The organism is Streptomyces sp. ATLC9, from assembly GCF_057196705.1.
Genome location: NZ_JBXUOY010000015.1, coordinates 1 through 16,853 on the forward strand (window position 1 = coordinate 1; position 16,853 = coordinate 16,853).

Sequence of the window (16,853 nt, forward strand, 5' to 3'; positions counted from 1 at the left end):
GGCGAGCACGGCCCCGCCCGCCACGGCCAGCGGCACGGCGTTGCGCCGGCCCGCCCGTACCGCGCCCGCCGCCTTGCGCCGCGCCAGGGCCTTGACGTCGGCCCTGGCCGCCAGCTCCTCGATGGTGTCGCCCAGCTCCCGGCGCGTGCGGTCGATCCGCTCGCGCAGCTCGGCGGGGGTGTCCGGATCGGCGGGGATGCCCGGGGTGACCGGGACCTCCGCCTCCCTGGTGTCCCTCGAAACGCTCATCGCCGCACCCTTCCCCTGATCTCGTCCAGGTCGTCGTGCACGCCCCGCAGGGCCCGCTCGGGCTTGGCGGGCGTGGCCCTGCGCATCTGCCGCCGCCCCAGGACCGCCAGCACCCCGGCGACGAGGAACAGCACCGCCATGATCACCAGGGCGGACAGCCACACCGGCCACACCACGGAAAGGCCGGCGATCGCGGCCGTCACACCGGCGCCCACCGCGTACAGCGCGACCACCCCGGCACCGCCGAGCATGCCGCCGCCCATTCCGGCCCGCTTGCCCTTCTCGGCCATCTCCATCCTGGCGAGCTGCAGCTCCTCCTTCATGAGCTGCGACATCTGCGCGGTGGCCCGTGCCACCAGTTCGCCGACGGAGTGCTCCTCTCCGGGGCCGTGCCCGCGCCTGTGTCCGTCCATCCGCTGCATCGTGCTCATCGTCGTCGCGCTCCCCTCATGGGTCAGCACTCCGAGTACCTCCACTCACCGCCCGCTAACCCGGCCTCACCCGTTCGTCACGGCGTCCGGGGTGCCGGGCCCCATCCGGCACGGTGTCGGGGGCGGGCGGGGTCGGTGCGGCAGCCGCACCCGGGGCGTCGCAGCGGCAGCCGGGGTTGACGCACAGCACGGCCCGGTGCTCGGGGAAGGCGCGCGGGGAGACGGAGCCGCACCACGGGCAGCGCCCGTCGACGGCCGTCACCGCCTCGCTCCCGTCCAGCGCCCGCGAGCAGCGGCGGCACATCCTGCGGGTCTCGTCCAGGCACCTGTTCCGACAGCGCTGTGGCGGCGGACGGCGCAGAGAAGCGCGCATGACGGACACCGAACCGAACAGTCCCGTCGCCGTCGCCGTGGAACCGGAGCGGCCGCGGGGCACGGTCGAGACGGGCTTCGCCCGGGTGGACGGGGCGCTCGCGCTGATGGTCCGGCGCAGCGACCAGAACGACAGGCAGCCGGCCGACCACGAGGCGCGCCTGGACGCACAGGAGCGCTCCCGGTGGCCGCCGGCGAGCATCACCGCCCTGGCGCGGTGGGCGGCGGGCCGGCCCCCGGAGCCTGGCGGCTCACCGGCGGCCGAGCGCCTCCGCCCGCCGGTACGCTCCGTGTCTGTGCCCCAACCCGCCCCGCGCCCGAGGTGGCCGCGGGGCGGGTTGTGGGTACGGAAGGGAACAGGCCGCACACACGGAGTCGCCGTCCTCGCGGCCGGATCGCCCCCGACGTCGCATCACCCTCGGCACCCCGGGAGCCGAACCGCCCCCGTACTGAACGGAGTCCGACCATGGCACCCACTCCCCGACCCGCCCGCGCGGCGGGCCGGTCACACGCCGTGGTGATCGGCGCCGGCCTCGCGGGCCTGACGGCGGCCCGCGCACTCGCCGACGCCTACGAGCGGGTGACGGTGCTCGACAGGGACGTGCTCCCCGCCGATCCGGCCCCCCGGCGCGGCGTACCGCAGAGCCGGCAGCTCCACATCCTGCTCGCCCGCGGCGCGCAGGCGTTGGAGGAGCTGTTCCCCGGCTTCCTGGAGGAGCTGCTCGCGGCTGGGGCCACCCGCGCGGACACCCAGACCGAGGTCCACTGGTACCTCGACGGCCGCCTCCTGCGCCCGGCGCCCTCCGGGGTGATCGCGTACGGCGCGAGCCGGCCGCAGGTGGAGCACCACGTACGCGCGCGTGTCGTGGCGCTCCCCGGTGTCGCGGTCAGGGAGGGGGTGGAGGTGCTGGGCCCGGTCACCACGCCGGACCGCGCCCGGGTCACCGGAGTCCGGGTGCGCCCGCGCACCGGCGGGGGGACCGGCGGCCCGGGGGAGGAGACGATCCCCGCCGACCTGGTCGTCGACGCCTCCGGCCGGGGCTCGCGGGCCCCGGACTGGCTGGAGGAACTCGGATACCCCCGGCCGCGGCGGACGCGGGTGCGCGCCGACGTCGTCTACGTCACCCGCCACTTCCGGCGCGAACCCCACCACATCGGCGGCCGGAGCGGCGTCGCGCTGGTGCCCTTCCCCGGACTGCCGCGCGGCGGGGCCCTCGTCTCCGAGCGGAAGGACCGGTTCGCGGCCGTCCTCTTCGGCCTGCTGGGCGAGGAGCCCCCGACCGACGAGGCGGGCATGCTGGCCTACGCCGAGTCCCTGCCCGGACCGGACGTGGCCGAGGTGCTGCGCACGGCCGAGCCGCTGAACGAGCCGGTGAGGATGCGCTACCCGGCCAGTACGCGCCACCACTACGAGAAGCTGGACCGCCGCCCCGGCGGCCTCCTGGTCGCCGGCGACGCCCTGTGCAACTTCAACCCCACCTACGGCCAGGGCATGACGGCGGCGGCCCAGCAGGCGGTCGTGCTGCGCGCGCTCCTCGCCCGGGAGCCCCGGGAACGGGACGCCGACGGCCTGCCCCGCCGCTTCTTCCGCGCCGCCGCCGAGGTCGTCGACACCCCGTGGCTGCTGGCGGCCGGCGGTGACCTGCGCTTTCCCGGGGCGGAGGGGAGGCGCGGGCCGGCCGACGAGCTGCTGGACCGGTACCTCACCCGCTACCGCGCGGCGGCCTCCGTCGACCCCGTTCTGGGCCGGACGTTCCTGTCGGTGGCCCACATGCTCCAGTCGCCCGCCCGGCTGATGTCGCCCGGCCATGCGCTCCGCGTACTGCGCGCGTCGAGGAGGGCCGGCGATCCGGTGGGGGCGGACTCGTAAAGAAATCGTGTACGCGACAAACATGGCGTGCACGGGTCTTGCCCGGCGCCGGTGACCGACCAGTAGCCTGCGATCCCCCCCACGGTCCCACGGCGCGAACACTCTTCAACTCCCTTCCCCCCAACACCACTTGAGGTCACTGTGAAGAAGAAGTCACTGGCCGTCGCGGCAGCCGCGGCATCCGTGCTCGCAATCACCCTCCAGGCCCCGGCCGCGGCGGCCGAGGCGTCCCCCTCCGCCTACGGACCCGGCAGCGACCCGATCCTCTTCGTCCACGGCTGGAACAGCAGCGGATCCACGTGGAACACCATGGCCGGCCGTTTCCGCGCCGACGGCTGGCCCGCCGGCCACCTGAGGCAGTGGAGCTACACCTCCAGTCAGTCCAACGCCACCACCGCGCGGCAACTCGCCACCGAAGTCGACCGGTTGCTCGCCGCCACCGGGGCGAGCAAGGTCGACGTGATCACCCACTCCATGGGCGGCCTCTCCTCGCGCTACTACGCCAAGAACCTCGGCGGCGCGGCGAAGATCGACGCCTGGGTCTCCCTCGGCGGCCCCAACCACGGCACCGACATGGCCAACTGGTGCTTCCAGACCTCCTGCACCGAGATGCGCATCGGGTCGAGCTTCCTGAACTCACTCAACTCCGGTGATGAGACACCCGGTTCGGCGCGCTACGCCACCTGGTGGTCGCCCTGCGACACCGTCATCAACCCCGACAGCAGCGTCGCCCTGTCGGGCGCGGTCAACACCAGAACCGCCTGCCTGTCGCACTCCGGTCTGCTGAGCGACGCCACGGTCTACGGCCAGGTCCGGGACACGGTCGACAGCTGACCCCGGTGGACGTCCCCGCCCCGGCCCGCCGACGCGGGGACGTCCACCCGCCAGAGGGCATGCGGTGCGGCCGCGTTGTCCGCGTGCGGTCGCGGTTCCGGCGTACTACGCGGTGGGCCCGCTCCCCGGCGGGGGAGCCCGGTGAGCACCGTCGGCAGGGTGCTGGGGGGAAGGCGCGAGGCGATGTGCCCGAACTCGTGAACCCGGCCCGCCACACCGGACGCCCGACGATCCTCACCCGCGACGGGAAGCCATGGGCCGTCGTCGCCCCTGTGTCCGCCCTCGCCCACCTCGCCGGCGCGCCGCCCGAAGGCAGCGAGGACGTGGCGGACGCGTCCGCCGCCGTCGAAGTCCTCACCTGACACGTTCCACGCGGTGAGACCGAGGATCACCGCGTCCCGGGGCGGGCTTCGGTCCGGGCGGCCGCCCGCGAACCGTCACGGGGAAGAGCGGCCCGCGGCCGTGTCGGGTGCGCCGGTCCGGGTACTGCGGGAAGGGCCTCACATGCCCGCGGGGCATCCCGCTCCCGTGCGTGCCGACCCCTCCTCCCGCGGGGGCTCACGGGAGGAGGGGGAGGAGGGAGCGGGCATGGCCGAGCAGGCGGTGGAGGTGCACGGTGGTGGGGGCGAGAGCGGTGATCAGGACGGCCGGACCGGCCAGTGGCGCCAGGACGCCCCGGCCCTGTGCCGGGTCGTTCCCTAACAGGTGCGGCTGGACGGGTACTCCTTCCAGGCGTGGATCGACGACGAGGAGTTGGCCGGTGGCGCGGTGACCGGCCAGGACGGCGGGGCCGTCCCAGCCGGGGGCGGCCGTGCCGATGCCGGTGTGCTGGTCCAGCAGGGGACGGCCGTCGCGTCGGACGGTCAGCCGGGTGGTCAGGTCGCCGGGGGGCTCGGCGGCGCGGCCGAGGATCTGTTCCTCGCGCAGGAGCAGGCGTGCGGTGGGGGCGAGGTCCACGGTGCAGGTCTGCCGCAGGTTGCTGCCGCAGGCGCTGATCAGTGGTCTGGGGAGCCAGTGGAGGCTCGCGTGGTCTCCCACGCGCAGGCCGGTGTGGTGGGTGGCGTGGGCGGTGGTCGCGCCGCGCAGGGCGAGAGTCGCGGCGGCGGTGGTGATCTCCAGGTCGGCGCGGTCGCCGACGGTGACATCGATGCTCAGACGGTCGCCGCCGAGGGGTGCGCTCATGGCGCCGATCACGCACACCCTGGCCCGGCCTTCCCGCGGCCGGAGGCGGCGCAGGTGGAAGGGGCCGTCGCCGTGCAGGAGCGGGAGGGTGGTGGCGCGGCCGTTCGAGACGGCCCGGACGCGGGCGGTCGCGTGCACACCACCGCCTGTCTCGCCGGCCGGTGTCCGCCGGGCCGGGGCGGGAGCGGTGGTCATGCCGCGCCGCCGGTGTTCCAGGCGGCCAGACGCGTGCCGATCCAGTCGGCCACCGGCCGGACGCCGTCGTCGTCGCGCAGGCTGGTGAAGGCGACGGGGAGACCGCCGCGCCGGAGTTCGGCGTCGGCGGCCATGCGGGCGAGATCGGAGCCGACGTGGGGGGCGAGGTCGGTCTTGTTGACGACCAGCAGGTCGGCCGTGGTGATGCCGGGGCCTCCCTTGCGGGGGATGTCGTCGCCGCCCGCGACGTCGATGACGAAGATCTGGGCATCGGCCAGACCGCGGGAGAAGGTGGCCGTCAGGTTGTCGCCACCGGACTCGACCAGGATCAGATCGAGGCCGCCGAGGGTCTCCTCCAGGTGCTCCACGGCTTCGAGGTTGGCGGAGATGTCGTCGCGGATGGCGGTGTGGGGGCAGGCGCCCGTCTCCACCGCGGTGATGCGCTCGGAGGGCAGGACGGCCTCGCGGCGCAGGAACTCGGCATCCTCGCGGGTGTAGATGTCGTTGGTGACCACGGCGATGGACAGCTCCTCGCGCAGGACCCGGCACAGGGCGGCGACTGTGGCCGTCTTGCCGGAACCGACCGGCCCGCCCAGCCCGACGCGCAGGGCACGGCGCGTGCCGTCGGGGCGGGTGGGGCGGGCTGCGCTGTGGGTGTGGCGCCGGGGAAAGGCCGGGGAGAGGTCGTCGCTGTGGTCCAGGTGCATTCCGGTCTCCGAGGCGTGGTCGCGGACGTGGGTGGGCTGCGGGTCAGGAGGCGAACAGGCGGACCGGCCAGGCGGCGTGCTCCTGGGCGGCGATGTCCAGCAGCGGGGCGGAGGCGGCGGGCAGTACACCGGTGCCTTCCGCGGTGACGCGGGCCGCGGCCCGGGCCGCGCGGTCGGCGATGCGGTCGGTTTCGTCGGCGAGGCGGGCGAGTACCGCCGTGGCGTCGTAGGGATTCAGGCTCAGCAGCCGCACCGCCGCGGTGGCCGGGCCGCCGACACTGTCGTAGGCGGCGGCGTGGGCCGCGTCCGAGGAGGTCAGCCCGGCCGCGCGGGCGGCCGCGCCCAGCACGACGGAGTGGTGGGCTCCGTGCGGCCGGTGGCGGGCGAGGCGGTCGAGTTCGGGAGCGGGCCAGGTGGCGCGTGCGGCACGCATCATCTGCCGCCCCAGCTTCCGCGCGACCTCGCGGAGAGCGGGTGCGGGGGTGCGGGCGTCGGCGGCCTCGTCCAGCTCCAGCGGGTCGTGACCGGTGGCGGCCGTGGCGGCCAGCGCCGCCGCGACCAGACCGGCCGTGTGCAGCCGTCCCCGGCAGAAGGCGTGCAGAGTGGCGGCGTCGTGGACGGTCCCGGAGGCGACGGCCGCTTCCACCCCGCCGGAGTGGGCGTGCCCTCCGGCGGGGAAGCGGCCGTCGGCCAGGAGGAGCAGGGCTGCGCGGCTCATCGTGCGGGCATGCACCTTCCCGTGTCCGGCCCGGATCGTCGGCCGGGTCGGACACATCGGGGTCAGAAAAGGAAGTAGCGCTGTGCCATGGGCAGTTCAGTGGCGTAGTGCATGGGAACCGACTGGTCGGCCACCTCCGCGCGGACATCGGTCACCCGGGCTCCGCCGATCTCCACCTCGAAGGTGTCGGGATCGATCGTCACGTCCGGGGTGGCGTCGTTCTCCCGCATGTCCTCCTTGCGGACCGTGCGGGTGTCCGTGATGGCCCGCAGCGGCTTGCCGACCGCCAGGCGGTCGGCGAGTCCACCCTCGAGAGCCCGGCGGGAGACGAAGTTGAAGGAGTTGGCGAGGGGGGCGCGCCCCCGGGCGCCCCACATCGGGCGGGGCAGGACCGGCTGAGGGGTGGGGATGGAGGCGTTGGCATCCCCGACCTGCGCGTAGGCGATCTGCCCGCCCTTGACGACCAGATGGGGCTTGACGCCGAAGAACTTCGGTTCCCACAGCACCAGGTCGGCCAGCTTCCCGGTCTCCACGGAGCCGACCTCGGCGTCGATGCCCTGGGCGATCGCGGGGTTGACGGTGTACTTGGCGACGTAGCGGCGGGCACGGTGGTTGTCCGCTCCACCGGCCCTGTCCTCCGCCAGGTGGCCGTAACGGACCTTCATCACGTGGGCGGTCTGCCAGGTCCGAACGATCATCTCGCCGATGCGCCCCATGGCCTGGGCGTCGGAGGACATCATGGAGATCGCGCCCAGGTCGTGCAGCAGGTCCTCCGCGGCCATGGTGGAGGGCCGGATGCGGGAGTCGGCGAAGGCCAGGTCCGCCGGCACCTCGGGGTTGAGGTGGTGGCAGACCATCATCATGTCCACGTGCTCCTTGACGGTGTTCACCGTCAGCGGGCGGGTGGGATTGGTCGAGGCCGGCAGCACATGGGGCTCTCCGACCATGGTGATCATGTCCGGGGCGTGACCGCCGCCGGCGCCCTCGACGTGGAAGACGTGCAGCGGTCGGCCGCCGATCGCCTCCAGGGTGTCGCCGACGAAGCCGGCCTCGTTGAGGGAGTCGGCGTGCAGGGCGAGCTGGACGCCGGTCTCCTCGCACACCTGCAGGCACAGGTCGATCACCGCGGGGGTCGCGCCCCAGTCCTCATGGATCTTGAACCCCAGGATTCCGGCGGCGACCTGGTCCCGGAGCGACTTGCGGGACATGGTGCTGCCCCTGCCGAGCAGGCCGATGTTGACCGGGAAGGCGTCCAGGGACTCGAAGAGCCGGGAGACGTGCCACGAGCCGGGGGTGACGGTGGTGGCCGTGCTGCCCTCGGCCGGCCCCGTACCGCCGCCGATGAGCGTGGTCACGCCCGCGGCCAGCGCCTCGCCGACCTGCTCGGGGCAGATGAAGTGCACATGGGTGTCCACGCCGCCGGCGGTCAGGATGCGGCCGTTGCCGGCGATGACCTCGGTCTCCGGGCCGATGGGGAAGTCCGTGGGCTGCGGGCGGCCCACGACCGTCGGGCGGGCCGTGTGCAGCGGGTCCATCGTCTCGGGGTTGTACGCCTTGCCCAGCGCGGTGATCCGGCCGTCGCGGATGGCGATGTCGGCCTTGACCACCCCCCAGTGGTCCAGTACCACCGCTCCGGTGATCACGGTGTCCGGGGGCCTGCGGCCTTCGTCCCCTTCCGGCTCGCGCGGCAGGGCGGACTGGCCCATCGACTCACGGATCACCTTGCCGCCGCCGAAGACCATCTCGTCCCCGCTGCGGCCCGGGCCGCCGGCCCAGTCCTCGGTGATCTCGATGGTCAGGGCGGTGTCGGCCAGCCGGATCCGGTCTCCGGTGGTCGGGCCGAACAGGTCGTCGTACTGGGCGCGGGTGAGCGGATCAGTCATCGAGGGGGCCTCCGTTCTCCTTGCGCAGCCCCAGCACGACACGCTCGCCCGCGATCGGCACCAGCTCCACCTCGCGCCGGTCGCCCGGTTCGAACCGCTCGGAGGTGCCGGCCGGGATGTGCAGGCGCTTTCCGCGGGCGGCCTCCCGGTCGAAGTCCAGACCCGGGTTGGCCTCGGCGAAGTGGTAGTGGGAACCGACCTGGACGGGCCGGTCGGCGGGATTGTGCACCTCCACCACCGTCACTTCGCGCCCCTCGTTGAACGCGATCGGCTCGGCGTCCTCGGGGTGTTCCACCTTGCCCGGGTGCACCAGCACATCCTCGTCCGCCTCCGGGACGGGGTCGTGGATGGTCACCAGCTTCGTGCCGTCCGGGAAGGTCGCCTCCACCTGGACGCGGGCGATCATCTCCGGGACGCCCTCCATCAGTTCCCCACGGCCCAGCACCGTGCGGCCCGACGCCATCACCTCGCTGACCGTACGGCCGGCCCGCGCCTCCTCGAAGACGTGCACGGTCAACAGTGCCACCGCCTCCGGGTAGTTCAGCCTGATGCCACGCTCACGCCGCCGCTGCGCCACGTCCGCCGCCACATGGATCAGCAGCCGTTCCTGTTCGTGCGGAGTCAGATGCATGCGGGCTCGTTCCCGGACCGGCGGACGATCCGGTTCTTCGTTCCGTGCTCCGCCACCGTGGTCCGCTCCGCGGTCCGCGATGCCGCGCTGTAAGCGGAGCCGGCCGCTCCGCCCCCGCCCTCCCGGACGCTCCACACACCCATGAACAGTGGTCTCCCCTCGTCTCCGCGTGCGGCACCGAGTGCCGCCGGCTCCCCGGTCACGGGCGCCGCCGAACGGAGACTGTGCTCCGGCGGGCGGCGGCAAACGAGCAGGTCGTGTTGATCCGCCCAGGCGAGTGAAGAATCGCCGTTCGATGCCACGCCGATTCGCGCATCTGCTAACGGCTTGTCACGCGGCCTTGGGCGGGTCATCGGTCCATGTGCGGATCGGTGGGTCGGATGCGAATGCGATCTTCGGTTCGGCGCGGGTGTCGCGTCGGCGGACGTGGTCCTCGCCGGCCCGCATCAGCACGGTGATGTCCCTGACCGTCCGGTCCGGTCAAGGTCGCGCGACAAGCCACTGGTCGCGGACGCGTCACCGGTCCGGCCGCCCTCCCGCCACCTGGGACGCGAGGGCCGGCGGCCCGCCGAACGAAGTGCCGGACGATCGCGCTCTGTCGCCCAGGGTGTTCACTTGGTTACGTTTCCCGCGGACCGGAGGAGACCCCGCCCACCTGGGAGCAGCACACCGTGAGAGATCGTGTGCGCGGCCCACGGTGGCACCTGGCGCCTCCCGTTCCCCGCTGATACCGGACCCGGACATCAAGGACCCACCTGCCCGAAAAGCAGGTGGGTCCTTGCGCTGGTGCCCCCGGCGGGATTCGAACCTGCGACACCCGCTTTAGGGGTTTTCTCGGGGTGGGGCTGTGACCTGCGGAGACGTCGACTGCGGAGCCTCTGGACCGGGGAACTCCCCTCCGTGGTTCTCACGTGTTCGCAAAAGTTCCCGGCCTCATGTGTGCCAAATCCGTTCCGGGCGACCACCTCGTCGAAGGCGGAGCCCCCAGACCCGGGCGGATGCCCGCTCCGGTCGCGAAGCTGTGAGCGGGCGGGCGGAAACCCGTAGCCTGGGGTCGACAGCGTTACGCCACCTGACCAGTGCGGAGGGGATGCCGATGACCACAGCTCCCAGCGGTGGGCCCCACCTGCCGTCCCAGTCGTCGCATCCGCTGCGGACCATCCGTGACATCCGGGAGTCCCTGTCCGAGGACCAGCGTCGGCACTTCGACACGGAACTCGCCGATACGGAGATCGAGGCGCTGCCCGAGATGCTCCACCGCTGGGTGACGCTGGGCAACGACGGCTTCGAGGAGTTCCTGCTCTCCGCCCCCTTCGAGGGGTTGGATTTCGGTGCCCGCTCCTACGATGAACAGACGGACACCGAGTGATCTACCTGCTCGACACCAACGTCGTCGCCGAACTCACCACCCGGGCGAGGCCGGACCCACGCGTCATGACCTGGTTCCGGTCCACGGCCGGGCCCAACCGTTTTCTGAGCGTGATCACCGTTGCCGAGATCGAGGCAGGAGTGGCCGCCACCCCTGACCCCGTGCGACAGGCCCGCTACGCCCGAGCGCTCGCCACGGTACGGCACGAGTACCACGACCGCATCGCGTCGATCGGCGGACCGGAAGCAGCCGCCTACCTCGCGATCCATAAGACACTCAAGGCCGTCGGTGCGGGCATCGACCCACCGGATGCCCTGATCGCCGCCACCGCCCTGGCCAACGGCTGGACCGTAGCCACCCGGAACATCAAGCACATGGCCCGGACCGGGGCCCTGGTGATCAACCCGCGGGAGGAGAAGCTGTAAGCGGCACCCGCCCCGTGGTCACGATCCACTCCGCTGACGCCGGACGCGGGGCGGCGCGCGTTCTCCGCTGACCTCCGGCCGCTTTGACGTCCCCCAGCCCCGCCTCCGCGGCGGCTTCCTGGAGGGTGAGCTGTTCCGAGCCCTCGGCCGGGAAGGTGCAGCGCGCATGCGGCGCGGCCTCGAACACGACGGAGGGTCGGCGCGGGGGGGGCAACCCCCCCGGCCCGCCCCTCCGTCCCGTGCCCCGGCAGGATTCGAACCTGAAACGGTCGGCCGGTGGAGCCGCGGAACGTCTACCGGTCGTTCACGCGCGTGACCGCTGATGCGGGGGTGCGGGTGGTCCGGTTGCACGATGCCCGGCACGGCTGCGCCACGCTCCTGACGGCGGCCGGCGTCGCGCCGCGCGTCATCATGGAGATCCTCGGCCACAGCCAGATCAGCATCACGATGGACGTGTACACGCACGTCGTGCACGACACCCAACGGGAGGCGATCAGCTACATGGACCGCCTGCTCAGGCGACGCCGACCGGCCGCCTGAGAGGCGACTGCCGTCAAACGATGCCGTCAAAACGGCCCGGACCATGATCGGTCCGGGCCGTTTTGCCTGGTGCCCCCGGCAGGATTCGAACCTGCGACACCCGCTTTAGGAGAGCGGTGCTCTATCCCCTGAGCTACGAAGGCGTGACGCAGGACAGGTTAGCGGATGAGTGCGGGGCGTGCCGAACGTGCTGGGCGGGTCAGTACGTCAGGCCGTGTCCGAAGGGGTAGAGGGTGCCGGTGGAGTCGGCTTCCGGGACGGCGACCGGGAGCCGGCCGGCGGGGGAGAGGTCGCCGTAGACGGCGCGGACGGCGGCCCGGAGAGAGGGGGCGCCGTAGGAGTAGGTGGCCAGGTAGACGGGGACGCCGGGGAAGCGGCGGATGTCGTACGGGTTGCGGACGGCGACGGCGACGACGGGCGTGCCGGTGTCCATCAGGGCCTGGACCAGCCTCGCCTGGGCGGCGCCCTTCTCCGAGCCCGCCGCGGCCGCGTTGACGGAGACGATCACCAGGCCGTGGCCCGCCGCCGCGCCTGCCGCCTCGGTGATGCGGTCCGCGGAGGGGATCGCGCCCGTCTCCAGGACGGCGGCGCTCTGGCCGGGCCGCTCGGCGACGGCGTCGGCGAGGGTCCGGGTGGTGCCCACCCCCCAGCCGGCGACCAGGACGGAGCGTGCGCCGGAGGAGAGGGGGAGGAGTGGCCCCTCGTTCCTGACCAGGGTGACGGTGCGGTCGGTGATGGCCTGGGCGTCGGCCCTGTGGCGTTCGGCGCCGACGGTGCGGACGGCGCGCCGCTCGTCCACGTACGGGTGCCGGAAGAGGTCACGGCGGAGCTTGTGCGCCAGGATCCGCTCGACCGAGGCGTCCAGGCGGGAGGCGGGGATCTTCCCGCCGCGTACGGCCTCCAGGACGGCGTCGTAGGCGATGTCCGGCTTCGGCGCCAGGACGAGCTGGTCGCAGCCGGCCATGAGGGCCCGGACCGGCGCCACGTCCGGGGGGAACTGGCCCGAGGCGCCCCGCATGTCCAGGGCGTCGGTGACGATCAGGCCCTCGAAGCCCAGCTCCTCGCGCAGCAGCCCGGTGACGATCGGCCGCGACATGGTGGCCGGGACGCCCGACGGGTCCAGGGCCGGGACGACGATGTGGGCCGTCATGATCGTGTCGACGCCGCGCGCGATGGCGGCCCGGAAGGGCGGCAGGTCGAGGTTCTCCAGTTCCTCGCGGGTGTGGTCGATCCGCGGGAGGCCGGTGTGGCTGTCGGTGTCGGTGTCGCCGTGCCCGGGGAAGTGCTTGGCGGCGGAGGCGGTCCGGCCGCGGTGGTGGCCGCTCACGGAGGCGTCGACCAGGGAGGCGCACAGGGCGGGGTCGGAGCCGAAGGAGCGGACGCCGATGACCGGGTTCTCGGGGTTGACGTTGACGTCGGCGACCGGGGCGTAGTTCTGGTTGACGCCCATCGCGGCCAGCTCCAGGCCGATGATCTCGGCCGAGCGGCGGGTGTCGGCGGTGGACCGGCCCGCCGCCAGCGCCATGTTGCCGGGCAGGAGGGTGGCGGGGTCGGTGAGGCGGTAGACGACGCTGCCGCCCTCCTGGTCGATGGAGACCAGCAGTGGCACGCGGGCGCCGGCGCGGCGCGCGGCCCGCTGGAGGCCGTTGGACAGGCGGGCGGTCTGGAGCGGGTCGCGGACGTTGTCGGGGCCGCGTCGGGCGTCGAAGTAGATGACTCCGCCCGGCCGGTACTTGGCGATGACCTCGGCGGGGGTGTCCACGCCGTACAGGGCGCGGTTGCCGGCGGAGGCCGTGTCGGCGGCCTGCCCGTAGACCTCGACGACGAAGAGCTGCCCGACCTTGTCCTCCAGGGACATCTGCCGGACCAGGGCCCGGGCCCTGGCGCGGGTGCGGGCGCGCTCGGTGTCGGCGGCCGGTACGGCGGTCGGTCCGGCGGCGGCGTTCGCCGGGGCGGGGAGGGCGGCGGAGGCGGCCAGCGCCGCGGTGACACCGAACAGGCCGGTGGCGAGGGCTTGTCTGCGGCTGGGAGTCGCGGGCTGCTGCATCGGGGCTCTCCTCACATGTGCGGACGGAACGGGTGGGGCCGGTGGTACGCGTGTGGAAAGGGCGGTATGCGGGCGGGTGTGGGGGGTGCCGGAGCCGTGGCGGCCACATCGTTCCAGCGCGCCGGGCCCGCGGCCAGAGGGGCGCGGGACTGTCAGTGGTCGGGCCAATGGCGGGGTGCGGAGGGGCGCGGAAGGGTTCGTGGGCGGAGGCGGGGTGGTTCGGACGGGCCCACCGGGATTGTGTGGTGGGGGCCGGCGACGGGTGCGGCGACGCGCTGCGGAGGAGCGGTTCGGTGGCCCCGGAGGGTGACGGGGGAACGCGTCCGGCGGATGCCGTGCGCGGGCGGTGCGGGCGGCGCGCGTCTCAGGAGTCCAGTGGCTTCTCGTACCAGGCCACGTCCCGGTACCGGCCGAACTTCCGGCCGACCTCGCCGTGGGTGCCGACGTGGCGGAAGCCGAAGCGGGTGTGGAGGCGCACGGAGGCCTCGTTGGGCTGGGCCACGGCCGCGTAGGCGCGGTGGACGTCCTCGCCGTCGAGGGCGTCGAAGAGGCGCTCGTACAGCAGGGTGCCGATGCCCCGCCCGCAGGTGTCGGGTGCGAGGTGGACGCTGACCTCGACCGAGGTGGAGTAGGCGGGTCTGGGGCGGAACGGGCCGCTGGTGGCGTAACCCAGGACGCGGTTCGAGTCCTCGTCCAGGGCAACCAGAAGGCGGTGCGGGCCGTCCTTGGGGTGGGAGAGCAGCCAGGGGCGTCTGGCCTCGGTGGTGAGAGGCACGGTGTCGAATGTGACGGGGATCTCGCGGACGTAGTGGTTGTAGATGTCCGTCAGGCCCGGGAGGTCACCTTCCCCGCCCGCTCTGACCTGGACTTCTCCGTGCTCCGCCATGGAAGGCTCCCTCTGTGCGGCGGCGCAGAATACCGCAAGATCCGGAAAAACGATGCGCGCCGCGGGAATTCTGTCCGGATTGAAGTCGTTGATTCCATCGGAGCGGGCACCCGAGTACAGGAGACGCCGGGTGGCTGGACCGCCACCGACCAGTTGTAGACCACGACTCGCAAGGGAGTACGCATGGCAACCCGTGCCGTCGCCCGTCGTCAGGCCGATCCCAACGGCGCTGACGAGGCACGACCTGTACGTACCTCGTCGGCGGGGGATGTAGCGGACCGGGACCTGGTCGGCATGTACCTCGACGAGATCGCCCGGACCCCGCTGCTGGACGCGGCGAAGGAGGTCGAGCTCTCGCTCGCCATCGAGGCGGGCGTGTACGCCCGGCACGTCCTCGACGGCGAGGCCGAGCCCGTCTCGGAGGACTCGCCGGCCGCGACCGCGACCCGCGAGGAGCTGGAAGCCGTGGCCGCCGAGGGCGAGCGCGCCAAGGATGTCTTCATCCGCTCCAACCTGCGCCTGGTCGTCGCCGTCGCGCGGCGCTACCCCCGCAGCGGCCTGCCGCTGCTGGACCTGATCCAGGAGGGGAACGCGGGCCTGGTGCGGGCGGTGGAGAAGTTCGACTACCGCAAGGGCTTCAAGTTCTCCACGTACGCGACGTGGTGGATCCGCCAGGCCATCACGCGGTCGATCGCCGACCAGTCGCGCACCATCCGCCTCCCCGTCCACCTGGTCGAGGAGCTGGGACGGATCCGGCGTGTGCAGCGGGAGTTCAACCGCGAGCACGGTCGCGACCCCGAGCCCGCCGAGATCGCCGAGGAGCTGGGCTCCAACCCCGAGCGCGTCACAGACGTGCTGGACTGGGCGCGCGACCCGGTCAGCCTGAACATGTCCGTGGACGACGAGGGCGAGACGCAGTTCGGCGACCTGCTGGAGGACACCTCCGCGACCTCTCCCGAGGACTCCGTGCTCGTGATGCTGCGGCGTGAGGAACTGGAGGACATGATCGGTCGGCTCGACGACCGGACGGCCTCCATCATCCGGGCGCGCTACGGCATCGAGGACGGACGCGAGCGCACGCTGACCGAGGTCGGCAAGCAGCACGGCCTGACGAGGGAACGCATTCGGCAGATCGAGAAGCACGCCCTGCTCGAACTGAAGAAGATGGCCCATGACACGGGCTTCGACGCGGCGGCGTGACGGCGTCCGGCGAGGTGGTGGACACCGCGCCGTGACGGGACACGACAGAAGACCACCGGATACGCCCCCTGGACAGGGACCCCGGCGCACTCCCCCCAGCGCCGGGGTCCCGCTGTGTCCGGGACCGGTGGTGCCCGGCGCTCCGGCGCGGCCCCGCGCGGTCGTACGGAACGGGGTCCCGGGACGGGGCCGCGGGACTCGAAGGACAGGAGCCGGGGCCGTACCGGCTCAGGGGCGGCCGTAGAGGTCGTGGTACGCCGGGAACACCCCGCCCGGGCCGTCCACGCCCTCCGCGGCCCGCACCGCTTTGACCACCGCACGCGTCAGGGTGTCGGCGCCGGCCGCCAGCACGTCGTTGACCTCCTCCGCCTCCGGGCGGCGGGCGCCGGTGGACAGGGCGAAGACGGTGTCCCCGTCGGTGAGCAGATGCACCGGGCGGACCGCGCGGGCCAGCCCGTCGTGTGAGGTGCCCGCCAGCTTCTGAGCCTGGGCGGGGGCGAGCTGTGCGTCGGTGGCCACCACGGCCAGCGTGGTGTTGAGCGGTGGCCGCACCGAGGCGGCCGAACGGCGCTCCGACTCCTGCTGGGCGGCGGCCAGGGCCCGCAGCGCCTCGGCGTGCTCGGTCTCCCGGGGGAACACCGGTCGCTTGCCGTACAGCTCGCCGTAGAGCACGCCCGTGGCCGGGTCCAGAGCCGAGCCCACCGCGTTGACCACGGCCAGCGCGCCCACCGTGGTGCCCGACGGCAGGGTTGTGCTCGCGGTACCCACCCCGCCCTTGAGGCCACCGGCCACAGCCCCCGCACCGGCCCCGACGGTGCCCTGGGGGACCGGCTCGCCGACGCTCGTACGGGCGGCCGCTTCGGCCGCCTCCCGGCCGAGCGCGGCATCGGGGCGGGCGCGCCAGGAACCGCCGCGGCCCAGGTCGAAGAGGCAGGCGGCCGGGACCACGGGCACCACCTGGTCCGGCTCCGGGCCGACGGGGAAACCCCGGCCCCGCTCCTCCAGCCAGGCCGTCACCCCGCAGGCGGCGTCCAGGCCGAAGGCGCTGCCCCCGGTCAGTACCACGGCGTCGATGCGCTCCACCAGATTGCGCGGGTCCAGGGCGTCGGTCTCCCGGGTGCCGGGACCGCCGCCCCGCACGTCCACGGCGGCGGTCGCCCCGCCCTCCGGGGCGAGGACCACGGTCGTGCCCGTCAGCCAGCCGTCGCCGATCCGCTGGGCATGGCCGACCCTCAGGCCCTGGACATCCGTCAGTGCGTCGTTGACCCTCAAGGCGCTCATGGGGCCATGATGCTCCTCCTAGGGGCGAGCCGG

17 protein-coding genes, 1 tRNA gene and 2 pseudogenes are annotated in these 16,853 nt (G+C 73.3%); 8 read left to right on the plus strand and 12 right to left on the minus strand.

The window, feature by feature from the left end; all coding sequences use genetic code 11:
• The 3 genes from AC2CJA_RS03125 to AC2CJA_RS03135 all read right to left on the minus strand — a co-directional run.
• The coding region (locus AC2CJA_RS03125) for a DUF3618 domain-containing protein (protein ID WP_484601092.1) at positions 1–249 on the minus strand (249 nt) is incomplete at its 3' end.
• Positions 246–680, minus strand: coding sequence for a phage holin family protein (locus tag AC2CJA_RS03130; RefSeq protein WP_484601093.1), 435 nt, complete (start codon positions 678–680; stop codon positions 246–248). The genes AC2CJA_RS03125 and AC2CJA_RS03130, both read right to left, overlap by 4 nt.
• Before the next feature lie 55 nt (positions 681–735).
• Positions 736–1,053 (minus strand): hypothetical protein, encoded by a 318-nt coding sequence (locus AC2CJA_RS03135; protein ID WP_484601094.1) that lies wholly within the window; start codon positions 1,051–1,053, stop codon positions 736–738.
• On the opposite strand from AC2CJA_RS03135, the pseudogene AC2CJA_RS03140 reads away from it, so the two are divergent.
• From AC2CJA_RS03140 to AC2CJA_RS03155, 4 genes and pseudogenes are all read left to right on the plus strand, one after another.
• A pseudogene (locus tag AC2CJA_RS03140) lies at positions 1,052–1,276 on the plus strand (hypothetical protein); the annotation flags it as partial. The gene AC2CJA_RS03135 and the pseudogene AC2CJA_RS03140 overlap by 2 nt on opposite strands.
• Positions 1,277–1,518: 242 nt before the next feature.
• Positions 1,519–2,922 carry an FAD-dependent oxidoreductase gene (locus AC2CJA_RS03145; RefSeq protein WP_484601095.1) on the plus strand — a complete coding sequence of 468 codons (1,404 nt, stop codon included), beginning with the start codon at positions 1,519–1,521 and terminating at the stop codon, positions 2,920–2,922.
• Positions 2,923–3,063: 141 nt separating this feature from the next.
• Positions 3,064–3,756: an esterase/lipase family protein gene (locus AC2CJA_RS03150; RefSeq protein ID WP_484601096.1), complete on the plus strand. Its 693-nt coding sequence runs from the start codon at positions 3,064–3,066 to the stop codon at positions 3,754–3,756.
• A gap of 185 nt (positions 3,757–3,941) precedes the next feature.
• Positions 3,942–4,118, plus strand: coding sequence for a hypothetical protein (locus AC2CJA_RS03155; protein ID WP_484601097.1), 177 nt, complete (start codon positions 3,942–3,944; stop codon positions 4,116–4,118).
• Between the two features lie 196 nt (positions 4,119–4,314).
• Here AC2CJA_RS03155 and AC2CJA_RS03160 read toward each other — a convergent pair whose 3' ends face one another.
• The 5 genes from AC2CJA_RS03160 to AC2CJA_RS03180 form a co-directional block, all read right to left on the minus strand.
• The gene (locus tag AC2CJA_RS03160; protein WP_484601098.1) at positions 4,315–5,133 is read right to left on the minus strand and encodes an urease accessory protein UreD; all 819 of its coding nucleotides are present in this window, start codon (positions 5,131–5,133) and stop codon (positions 4,315–4,317) included.
• Complete coding sequence (gene ureG, locus AC2CJA_RS03165; RefSeq protein ID WP_484601099.1) at positions 5,130–5,840, minus strand: urease accessory protein UreG; 711 nt, start codon at positions 5,838–5,840, stop codon at positions 5,130–5,132. The genes AC2CJA_RS03160 and ureG overlap by 4 nt, the downstream gene beginning before the upstream one ends.
• 43 nt (positions 5,841–5,883) lie before the next feature.
• Positions 5,884–6,558 (minus strand): urease accessory protein UreF, encoded by a 675-nt coding sequence (locus tag AC2CJA_RS03170; protein WP_484601100.1) that lies wholly within the window; start codon positions 6,556–6,558, stop codon positions 5,884–5,886.
• Positions 6,559–6,620: 62 nt separating this feature from the next.
• The gene (locus AC2CJA_RS03175) at positions 6,621–8,441 is read right to left on the minus strand and encodes an urease subunit alpha (protein WP_484601101.1); all 1,821 of its coding nucleotides are present in this window, start codon (positions 8,439–8,441) and stop codon (positions 6,621–6,623) included.
• Positions 8,434–9,072, minus strand: a complete 639-nt coding sequence (locus tag AC2CJA_RS03180; protein ID WP_484601102.1) for an urease subunit gamma — start codon at positions 9,070–9,072, stop codon at positions 8,434–8,436. Before AC2CJA_RS03180 ends, AC2CJA_RS03175 begins: the two co-directional genes overlap by 8 nt.
• A gap of 1,096 nt (positions 9,073–10,168) precedes the next feature.
• Between AC2CJA_RS03180 and AC2CJA_RS03185 the strand changes: the two genes are divergently transcribed.
• From AC2CJA_RS03185 to AC2CJA_RS03195, 3 genes and pseudogenes are all read left to right on the plus strand, one after another.
• The gene (locus AC2CJA_RS03185; RefSeq protein WP_484601103.1) at positions 10,169–10,441 is read left to right on the plus strand and encodes a hypothetical protein; all 273 of its coding nucleotides are present in this window, start codon (positions 10,169–10,171) and stop codon (positions 10,439–10,441) included.
• Positions 10,438–10,866 carry a PIN domain-containing protein gene (locus AC2CJA_RS03190; RefSeq protein ID WP_484601104.1) on the plus strand — a complete coding sequence of 143 codons (429 nt, stop codon included), beginning with the start codon at positions 10,438–10,440 and terminating at the stop codon, positions 10,864–10,866. Before AC2CJA_RS03185 ends, AC2CJA_RS03190 begins: the two co-directional genes overlap by 4 nt.
• A gap of 267 nt (positions 10,867–11,133) precedes the next feature.
• Positions 11,134–11,406, plus strand: a pseudogene (locus AC2CJA_RS03195) (tyrosine-type recombinase/integrase); the annotation flags it as partial.
• A 67-nt stretch (positions 11,407–11,473) separates the two neighbouring features.
• Here AC2CJA_RS03195 and AC2CJA_RS03200 read toward each other — a convergent pair.
• The 3 genes from AC2CJA_RS03200 to AC2CJA_RS03210 form a co-directional block, all read right to left on the minus strand.
• Positions 11,474–11,549: transfer RNA gene (locus AC2CJA_RS03200), tRNA-Arg, on the minus strand.
• Positions 11,550–11,605: 56 nt separating this feature from the next.
• Complete coding sequence (locus tag AC2CJA_RS03205) at positions 11,606–13,453, minus strand: glycoside hydrolase family 3 protein (RefSeq protein WP_484601105.1); 1,848 nt, start codon at positions 13,451–13,453, stop codon at positions 11,606–11,608.
• A gap of 364 nt (positions 13,454–13,817) precedes the next feature.
• Entirely contained in the window at positions 13,818–14,339 is a 522-nt protein-coding gene (locus tag AC2CJA_RS03210) for a GNAT family N-acetyltransferase (protein ID WP_484601106.1), read from the minus strand.
• Positions 14,340–14,522: 183 nt separating this feature from the next.
• Between AC2CJA_RS03210 and AC2CJA_RS03215 the strand changes: the two genes are divergently transcribed.
• Entirely contained in the window at positions 14,523–15,539 is a 1,017-nt protein-coding gene (locus tag AC2CJA_RS03215; RefSeq protein WP_484601107.1) for a sigma-70 family RNA polymerase sigma factor, read from the plus strand.
• A gap of 228 nt (positions 15,540–15,767) precedes the next feature.
• On the opposite strand, the gene AC2CJA_RS03220 is transcribed toward AC2CJA_RS03215, so the two are convergent.
• The gene (locus AC2CJA_RS03220; RefSeq protein WP_484601108.1) at positions 15,768–16,820 is read right to left on the minus strand and encodes a P1 family peptidase; all 1,053 of its coding nucleotides are present in this window, start codon (positions 16,818–16,820) and stop codon (positions 15,768–15,770) included.
• Positions 16,821–16,853: the final 33 nt, after the last annotated feature.

Excerpts from the sequence above, each read along its gene's own strand:
- AC2CJA_RS03130 (WP_484601093.1), bottom strand. The coding sequence starts at position 680 with ATGAGCACGATGCAGCGGATGGACGGACACAGGCGCGGGCACGGCCCC.
- AC2CJA_RS03135 (WP_484601094.1), bottom strand. The coding sequence starts at position 1,053 with ATGCGCGCTTCTCTGCGCCGTCCGCCGCCACAGCGCTGTCGGAACAGG.
- AC2CJA_RS03145 (WP_484601095.1), top strand. The coding sequence starts at position 1,519 with ATGGCACCCACTCCCCGACCCGCCCGCGCGGCGGGCCGGTCACACGCC.
- AC2CJA_RS03160 (WP_484601098.1), bottom strand. The coding sequence starts at position 5,133 with ATGACCACCGCTCCCGCCCCGGCCCGGCGGACACCGGCCGGCGAGACA.
- ureG (WP_484601099.1), bottom strand. The coding sequence starts at position 5,840 with ATGCACCTGGACCACAGCGACGACCTCTCCCCGGCCTTTCCCCGGCGC.
- AC2CJA_RS03170 (WP_484601100.1), bottom strand. The coding sequence starts at position 6,558 with ATGAGCCGCGCAGCCCTGCTCCTCCTGGCCGACGGCCGCTTCCCCGCC.
- AC2CJA_RS03175 (WP_484601101.1), bottom strand. The coding sequence starts at position 8,441 with ATGACTGATCCGCTCACCCGCGCCCAGTACGACGACCTGTTCGGCCCG.
- AC2CJA_RS03180 (WP_484601102.1), bottom strand. The coding sequence starts at position 9,072 with ATGCATCTGACTCCGCACGAACAGGAACGGCTGCTGATCCATGTGGCG.
- AC2CJA_RS03185 (WP_484601103.1), top strand. The coding sequence starts at position 10,169 with ATGACCACAGCTCCCAGCGGTGGGCCCCACCTGCCGTCCCAGTCGTCG.
- AC2CJA_RS03205 (WP_484601105.1), bottom strand. The coding sequence starts at position 13,453 with ATGCAGCAGCCCGCGACTCCCAGCCGCAGACAAGCCCTCGCCACCGGC.
- AC2CJA_RS03210 (WP_484601106.1), bottom strand. The coding sequence starts at position 14,339 with ATGGCGGAGCACGGAGAAGTCCAGGTCAGAGCGGGCGGGGAAGGTGAC.
- AC2CJA_RS03215 (WP_484601107.1), top strand. The coding sequence starts at position 14,523 with ATGGCAACCCGTGCCGTCGCCCGTCGTCAGGCCGATCCCAACGGCGCT.
- AC2CJA_RS03220 (WP_484601108.1), bottom strand. The coding sequence starts at position 16,820 with ATGAGCGCCTTGAGGGTCAACGACGCACTGACGGATGTCCAGGGCCTG.